Annotated in this window: 2 protein-coding genes; one reads left to right on the top strand and one right to left on the bottom strand. The window is 73.6% G+C overall.

Features of this window, described 5'->3' with window-relative positions:
• Positions 1-731 (bottom strand): extracellular solute-binding protein (locus tag G5C65_RS36370; protein WP_165303321.1); only part of this gene is annotated, 731 nt, incomplete at its 3' end.
• A 177-nt stretch (positions 732-908) separates the two neighbouring features.
• Here G5C65_RS36370 and G5C65_RS36365 point away from each other — a divergent pair.
• Positions 909-1,952: phosphatidylinositol-specific phospholipase C domain-containing protein (locus G5C65_RS36365; protein ID WP_165303320.1), on the top strand; the 1,044-nt coding region annotated here is incomplete at its 3' end.

Below are 1,952 nucleotides of genomic sequence, written 5' to 3'. Positions count from 1 at the left end.
CCGCCACCCGCCTCGCCGTCGACGACGCCAAGGCGCTGCGCGTAGCAGGTGGCGAAGATCCGCCAGGGGCCGATGGCGTCGGACCCGAGGGTCTCGGCGACCAGCGCGGGCTTCTTCGTCACACGGGTGACGGCGCGCAGCGCCCGGGTGAACTCGCCGGTGCCGCGCAGGGGCCGCAGCGTGCCGTCGGCGTCCAGGAGTCCGGCCTTCTCGCAGATGCCGGTGTGGTAGTAGAGCACCATGGGGTGGGTGTCCAGCGGTACGGCGTACTGCCGCCCGCCGGCCGCGCCCCGGCGCCAGATGTTCCGGGGGAAGTCGGCGGGGCGCACCCCGTGTTCGGCGAGCAGGCCGAGGTCGAAGGGGTCGAGCAGGCGGCCAGGGGCGAAGCCGGGGAGCCGGGCCAGGTGCAGCACGGCGACCTCGGGGGCGCGCCCGCCGGCGCCCGCCATGCCGAGCTTGGTGTAGTACGGGGAGCCCCACTCCAGCTGCGCGGTCTCCATGCCGATGCGGGGGTGCTCGCGGGCGAACCGGTCCAGCATGGCCCGCATGTTCACGCCGTCGCCGCCACCGAACAGGTGCCAGTAGCGCAGCCGGGTCCGGTCCGGGGACACCGAGGACGGGGCCGCGCAGCCCGCGGCCGTGGCGCCCAGTCCGGCGGCGCCCAGCCCGGCGGTGCCCAGTCCGGCGGCGCCGCCGAGCAGCCGTCGGCGGGTGATGGGGGGTGGCGGCATCGGGCCCTTCCGTTCGACTGTTCGGAATTTCGTGCAACGCTCGTATTTCCGAACGGAAAATAGAATCGAACAACTTGCGTGTCAACGCTCGCGGCAGAACCCGCGCCATACCGGTCCCAGCCGAACAGCCGTACGCTGAGGCCCCTTTGACCCCTCCCGTATCAGAGGTAGCCCCCCATGAACGGAACCCGGCTGGCCACGGCCGCGGCGGCGACCGCCCTGCTCACCGCGGCGCTCCCCGCCGCCCAGGCGCACGCCGACACCGCGGCCCCGTCGTACGGCACCACCACGGGCGTGGGCGTCCACAACTCCTACGAGAAGGACACCTACCGCTACTTCGCGGACGCGCTGGACTCCGGTGCCGCGCTGCTCGAACTCGACGTGTGGACCAATGTGTTCGGCAGCGGCTGGCGGGTCTCGCACTCCAACCCGCTGGGCAACGACAACAACTGCGAGAACGCCTCCTCCCCCGCCGAGCTGCGCAGCAAGCCCCGCAACCAGCGGCTCGACGGCTGCCTGGCCGACATGCGTGCCTGGCACGACGCGAACCCCGGGCACCGGCCGGTCCTCCTCAAGGTCGAGATGAAGGACGGCTTCTACGCGAAGTCCGGGCGTGGCCCCGCCGACCTGGACGCGCTGCTCACCGAGAAGCTGGGGGACGCCCTCTTCCGCCCGGCCGACCTGACCGCCGGGCGGCACGCCACCCTCGACGCCGCCGTCCGGGCCGACGGCTGGCCCTCGCGGGACGCGCTCGCCGGGAAGTTCCTGGTCGAGCTGATCCCCGGCACCGTGGAGGAGGGCAACCCGGTCGACGACCTGTGGACCGACCGCGAGTACGGCACCCATCTGGCGGACCTCGCGGCCGAGGGGCGGCTCGGCGAGGCGGGCGCGTTCCCCGCGGTGCACCGCGCGGAGGCCGGGGACCCGAGGGAGTCGCGCTACGCGGACCCCGCCATCCGCCCGTGGTTCGTCGTGTTCGACGGGGACGCGTCCGCCTATCTGGACGCCGGTGGCGGCATCGACACCTCCTGGTACCACAAGCGGGGCTATCTGGTGGTGATGACGGACGCCCACCGGGTGCCCCCGGCGATCGACGGCACGAACCCGGACGAGGGCGCGGCCCGGGAGCGGGTACGGCGGCTGGCCGCGGGCCACGCGAGCGTGCTGACGGCGGACTGGTATCCCCTCCCGCAGGTCCTCTCGATGGTGGTCCCCCGGGGC

The sequence above is a fragment of the Streptomyces boncukensis genome, assembly GCF_011045075.1.
GTDB lineage: Bacteria > Actinomycetota > Actinomycetes > Streptomycetales > Streptomycetaceae > Streptomyces > Streptomyces boncukensis.
The sequence above is the reverse complement of the archived record's forward strand: the minus strand, read 5'-3'. Positions and strand labels throughout refer to the sequence as shown.